The sequence below is a fragment of the Candidatus Accumulibacter vicinus genome, assembly GCF_000584955.1.
GTDB classification, from domain to species: domain Bacteria; phylum Pseudomonadota; class Gammaproteobacteria; order Burkholderiales; family Rhodocyclaceae; genus Accumulibacter; species Accumulibacter vicinus.
The window spans coordinates 95,011-100,156 of the sequence record NZ_JDSS02000037.1 but is presented as its reverse complement, the minus strand read 5'-3'; the positions used below and the strand labels follow the sequence as shown (position 1 = coordinate 100,156).

6 protein-coding genes and 1 tRNA gene are annotated in these 5,146 nt (G+C 58.4%); 4 read left to right on the top strand and 3 right to left on the bottom strand.

The annotated features are described in order from the left end of the window. The 3 genes from CAPSK01_RS23455 to CAPSK01_RS16265 form a co-directional block, all read left to right on the top strand. Positions 1 to 352 (top strand): WbqC family protein (locus CAPSK01_RS23455; RefSeq protein WP_273703867.1); only part of this gene is annotated, 352 nt, incomplete at its 5' end. A gap of 1 nt (position 353) precedes the next feature. Then, positions 354 to 1,031, top strand: coding sequence for a class I SAM-dependent methyltransferase (locus CAPSK01_RS16270; RefSeq protein WP_034929054.1), 678 nt, complete (start codon positions 354 to 356; stop codon positions 1,029 to 1,031). A gap of 111 nt (positions 1,032 to 1,142) precedes the next feature. After that, complete coding sequence (locus CAPSK01_RS16265; RefSeq protein ID WP_034929051.1) at positions 1,143 to 1,847, top strand: PIG-L deacetylase family protein; 705 nt, start codon at positions 1,143 to 1,145, stop codon at positions 1,845 to 1,847. A 109-nt stretch (positions 1,848 to 1,956) separates the two neighbouring features. Here the strand turns inward: CAPSK01_RS16265 and CAPSK01_RS16260 are convergent. After that, positions 1,957 to 2,028 (bottom strand) — tRNA-Arg (locus CAPSK01_RS16260). A 90-nt stretch (positions 2,029 to 2,118) separates the two neighbouring features. Between CAPSK01_RS16260 and CAPSK01_RS16255 the strand changes: the two genes are divergently transcribed. Next, the gene (locus CAPSK01_RS16255; protein WP_034929048.1) at positions 2,119 to 4,035 is read left to right on the top strand and encodes an ATP-binding cassette domain-containing protein; all 1,917 of its coding nucleotides are present in this window, start codon (positions 2,119 to 2,121) and stop codon (positions 4,033 to 4,035) included. A gap of 96 nt (positions 4,036 to 4,131) precedes the next feature. Here CAPSK01_RS16255 and CAPSK01_RS16250 read toward each other — a convergent pair whose 3' ends face one another. Next, positions 4,132 to 4,455 carry a hypothetical protein gene (locus CAPSK01_RS16250; RefSeq protein ID WP_273703866.1) on the bottom strand — a complete coding sequence of 108 codons (324 nt, stop codon included), beginning with the start codon at positions 4,453 to 4,455 and terminating at the stop codon, positions 4,132 to 4,134. A gap of 61 nt (positions 4,456 to 4,516) precedes the next feature. After that, positions 4,517 to 5,146 (bottom strand): thiamine pyrophosphate-dependent enzyme (locus tag CAPSK01_RS23450; protein ID WP_273703865.1); only part of this gene is annotated, 630 nt, incomplete at its 5' end.

The window sequence follows — 5,146 nt, the reverse complement described above, 5'->3', positions numbered from 1 at the left end:
GCAATCCAATCTTGCCGAGCTGTGCTGGCAGCAGCTTCGATTCTGGGTGACGGAATTCAGAATGAACACAAGGATTGTTCGTGCATCGGAATTGCCGATAACCAGCAGAAAATCGCAATTGATCCTGGATCTGTGCCAGCACTTCGGGGCAGAAAAATATCTGTCCGGCGCTCTGGGGAAAAACTATCTGGACGAGGACCGTTTTGCAGACGCCGGAATAACGATCGATTACCAGGATTTTCGGCATCCAGCCTATCCCCAGTTATGGGGAAATTTCGAACCCTATATGTGCATCGTCGATTACTGGATGAACTGCGGTTCGGACATACATCATGTTTTGACCGGGAAATGACATGAGTTTCAGTTCTGAATGGGAGCAGCGTTACGCGGAAAGCACTCATCTGTCGGTATGGCCGTGGTCCGATGTGGTCAGCCTGGTACATCGGCACCTTAAACCGATCCTTGTGGCAGGCGGTGGGCGTGTTCTTGAACTCGGCTCAGGGGCGGGTGCGAATATACCCTTATTCATTTCGCTTGGTATGGACTATCATGGCATAGAGGGTAGTCCAACCATTGTTAAAAAACTGCATCAACGCTATCCTGGCCTGATTCAAAATATCATTGAAGCAGATTTTACAATTCAGCAACCGTTCGAGGGAAGATTTGATCTCGTTCTCGACCGGGCTTCGTTGACCCATAACAACACGGTGTCGATCAGAAGTGCATTGCAGATCGTTTCGGACGCGCTCAAGCCTGACGGCATATTTATCGGCTCTGATTGGTTTTCCATGAATCATAGCGATTTCTTGTCCGGCGAAGCCGTGGATGATGATTTTACGAGAACAGGCTACAGCAAGGGTCAGTTCACCGGGGTAGGAAAAGTCCACTTTTCCGATGCAGCTCATCTTCGGGATCTGTTTTCGAATTTCGAGATTTTGTTCATCGAAGAAAAACTCATGCGACGATATGAGCCACAGGACAACCATCAGTTCGCCTCCTGGAACATCGTCGCAAGGAAGCCGCGTGCTTAATGTGAAAGTCGCGTCAGCGACTCACGAATCTCCCCTCCCCACTTGTGGGGGAGGGGTCGGGGGAGAGGGAAACGGTCATGACTTTCATGATCTGGGGTGTATGGAAAAGTCATGACCGTTAGAAGTGTTCTGGTCGTTGCCGCTCACCCGGATGACGAAGTGTTGGGTTGCGGGGGGACCATGGCCAGGCACCTTGCCCAGGGCGATCATGTCCATGTGCTGATCCTGGCGGAAGGGGTCACCAGTCGTTCGGAGCAGCGTGACCGAACCGCCGCCGGAGAACAGTTGTCGGTTCTCTCCGCAGCCGCCAGGGAGGCGCACGATCGGCTCGGATCGACCTCTCTGGCAATGCTCGATTTTCCCGATAACCGAATGGATGGCGAGCATCTGCTCGAGGTGGTCAAGGCCGTCGAGTCCCATGTGAAGATGACCGGGCCTGACATCATTTATACCCATTTCCCTGGCGATCTGAACATCGATCACCGGGTTGTCAGCGAAGCCGTGCAGACGGCCTGCCGTCCGCAACCGGGAAACCAACTGCGTCAGGTCCTGTTTTTCGAGGTGCCGTCGAGTACCGAGTGGCGCATGTCAGGGAACAGCGGTTTTGTCCCGAACTATTTCTGCGATATTTCTTCTACGCTTGATCGCAAACTGGCCGCGCTCGGCAGTTATGCCCTGGAGATGAAGGATTGGCCACATGCGCGCTCAGTCAAGGCTTGTGAGCATCTGGCGAGATGGCGCGGGGCAAGTATCGGCGTGGCGGCAGCCGAAGCTTTTGTGGTGGGCCGGATGCTTGATACCCTGTTCATGACATGAAATCGATCGCTCGGCGCGCAATGTCATGTCATTCCTCGACCGTTCGCCTCCCGCGCTCGTTGTCACCGGATTGATAGACCATGCCGGACGGCCCTGGATGCCTGCCGCGTCCCCTCGACAGGAATCGGACCTGTATCCCACGCTTAGGAGGCGTGTGCACTATCCATTATGCTACGAGGAGTCGGGCGCGTATTGTAGCCGCTGACCCTGGATTACGCCAACTCGCCGCCGCATTTGCGCAGGCCATCCCTCAGGAAGGGGAACCGCACGCATGCCATACCTGATTCTCTCCGACGCTTCCCTTGCCTTCGGTCATGTGCCGCTCCTTGACCATGCGGATTTCCAGCTCGACGCTGGCGAGCGGGTCGCGCTGATTGGCCGTAACGGTACCGGCAAGTCCTCGCTGTTGAGCGCTCTCGCTGGTTGTGGGGCGCTCGATGACGGCAAGGTGTGGCTGCAACCGGGCCTGCGGATCGGCCATGTTCCGCAGGAGCCGCCCTTTGATGCCGATCTGACGGTTTTCGCTGCCGTTGTCGCCGGCATGGGCGAGTTGTCGGCGCTGCTTGCCGAATACCATGCCGTCTCGCACGCGCTTGCCGACCCTGCAGCAGACCATGAAAAGCTGCTGGAACGTATGCAGGCGCTGCAGACGGAACTGGAGGCACGGCACGCGTGGACATTCGAGGCGCAGGCCGAGCGCGTCATCCAGCGCTTCTCGCTCGATGCCGACGCCCTGGTCGGAACACTCTCCGGTGGTCAGAAAAAACGCCTGGCGCTGGCGCAGGCCCTGGCGGTTTCCCCCGAGCTGTTGCTGCTCGACGAGCCGACCAACCATCTCGATGTCGGCGCCATCGAATGGCTCGAGGAGATGCTGGTTGCCGCGGGCGTGACGCTGGTGTTCATCACCCACGACCGTCGCTTTCTCGAACGGGTGGCCACCCGCATCGTCGAACTCGACCGTGGCCGCCTGCTTTCCTGCCCGGGCAGTTTTGGCGAGTATCAGATGCGCAAGGAGGCGATGCTGCACGACGAGGCGCTGAACAATGCACGCGCGGACAAGTTTCTTGCGCAGGAGGAGGTGTGGATCAGGCAGGGCATCAAGGCCCGTCGCACCCGCAACGAAGGGCGCGTGCTGCGCCTCGAGCGACTGCGCCGGGAACGTGCGGCAAGGCGCGAGCGCCAGGGCAAGGTCGAGTTGGCGCTCGATGCCGGCGACCGCAGCGGCAAACTGGTGGCGGCGCTCGAGCACGCCGGCAAGCGTTTTGGCGAGCAGGTGGTGGTACGCGATTTCTCCTGTCGGGTACAGCGCGGCGACAAGATCGGCATCATCGGCCCGAACGGCGCTGGCAAGACGACGCTGCTGCGCCTGATTCTCGGTGAATTGCGCCCCGATACCGGCAAGGTGCATCTCGGAACGAAAGTGCAGGTGGCTTATTTCGACCAGTTTCGCAGTCAGCTCGATGAACAGGCGACACTGATCGACGTGATCTCGCCGGGGTCGGATTTCGTCGAGATCGCCCATCAGCGCAAACACGTGATCAGCTATCTTGGGGACTTCCTGTTTGCACCACAGCGTGCGCGCTCGCAGGTCAGTTCGCTGTCCGGTGGCGAGCGCAACCGGCTGCTGCTGGCGCGCCTGTTCGCGCGGCCAGCGAACGTGCTGGTGCTCGACGAACCGACCAACGACCTCGACATCGAGACTCTCGAACTGCTCGAGGAACTGCTCCAGGACTACACGGGCACCTTGTTTCTGGTCAGCCACGATCGTGCCTTCATCGACAACGTCGTGACCCAGACCATCGCAGCCGAGGGCGGCGGCCTCTGGCGAGAGTACGCCGGCGGTTATCAGGACTGGGCCGATTATCAGGCCGCTCGCCGCAGGGAAGAATCCTCCACGGTGGAGAGCAGCAGCAAACGTGGTGATCCGCGACCGGTCGAGGTCGCCAGGCCGCCCCGGCCGAAGGCCAGCACCAGCAAACTGTCGTGGAAGGAGGCCAAGGAACTCGCCGAACTGCCACAACGCATCGCCGCCCTTGAAGCCGAGCAGAAGCGGATCGGCGAACGGCTGGCCGACCCCGCGCTGTACCAGGCACAGCCGCAGGCAGCAGGAGAGCTGTCGGCGCGCCTGTGCGAAATCGATGAGCAACTCCTGGCCCTGCTCGATCGCTGGGAAGCCCTCGAGAGCTAGAAAACCCTGGCGGCGTAGCGCTTGTCGGCGTCCGGGTGCGCTTCACGGCCGATGCCGATGGCCGCCAAAACCGCCGAAAGGAGCGAGCAGCAGATCTCAGACTTTGATATTGATCGGGGCTTCGCCCGGTGCGCGCCGCCGGCCCCGGTTCGAGCGGGTGTCGAGCAGGACCGGCTGGTTCTTTGAACGACGGTCGCCATGTCTGCGCTCTACCGGTTCGGGCCTGCTTGCTTCCTCCGGGCTGATGGCGGTTGGGGGCGGCGGGGGTTTCCCCTTTTTTCTCGACGGCGGGGGCTGGCCTTGCGGCGAGGCCGCCAGCTCGTCGGTGAGTCTGGCTGCAGGCTCCACCGGTCCGGACGCCCTGTCGACTTCCTTGATCAGAGTTCCGACCGGCGGCAATAATTCAGATGGAATTCTCATGGTCCCACTCCTGTAATCCGGGCAGGCAGTTATACAATTGTTTCTACGGCCATTAAGGATTTTACTTGATCACTACCTCGGTCAGAGTTATAGCGCTGCAGGCAGCTTGTTGGTCTGGTTTTGTCGCGGCGCACCCATGGTCGCTGATCCACTCGCTGCACTCTGACCCCTGCCGATCGTTCTCGATCGGCGACCTCGAACCCACTTGAATTGCCCGCTGCGGCGGGGATGCGGATTGATATGACGAGCTGGAAAAAGCGTTCCTGGGTCCTGCTCCTTTAGGTAAACGTTCTCCCTTTTCTTCGGTAACAGGCGTTGGTGCAAACTCATGCGAATCAAAATCTTCAACATCAGGATCAGCGGCTTTAATAGCTTGCTGATAATCATGAGCTACCTTTTCATAAGCAATCTTCCTGATGTCACTCAACGTTTTTTCCGTTTCACCGGAAGCACTCAACCATTTCTCAAACTTTACAATCGGGTCATTAAGCTGCTGGACATCCAGATCTTCTCCCCTGTACCACTCCTTACGCACACCTGAGGTATGATGCCCCAACAATGGGCAATTGGCATGAACTAAAATCGGGGCACGATTTTTCCGAACATAGGTTATAGCCTTCTTTAATCCTTTGTAGGAATCAATAAAGTCAGCGCCATCTACACGCATGCGTTCCACGCCTTCATCACCAAC

Coding starts and splice junctions, on each gene's coding strand:
- CAPSK01_RS16265 (WP_034929051.1), top strand. CDS start 1,143: ATGACCGTTAGAAGTGTTCTGGTCGTTGCCGCTCACCCGGATGACGAA.
- CAPSK01_RS16250 (WP_273703866.1), bottom strand. CDS start 4,455: ATGAGAATTCCATCTGAATTATTGCCGCCGGTCGGAACTCTGATCAAG.
- CAPSK01_RS16255 (WP_034929048.1), top strand. CDS start 2,119: ATGCCATACCTGATTCTCTCCGACGCTTCCCTTGCCTTCGGTCATGTG.
- CAPSK01_RS16270 (WP_034929054.1), top strand. CDS start 354: ATGAGTTTCAGTTCTGAATGGGAGCAGCGTTACGCGGAAAGCACTCAT.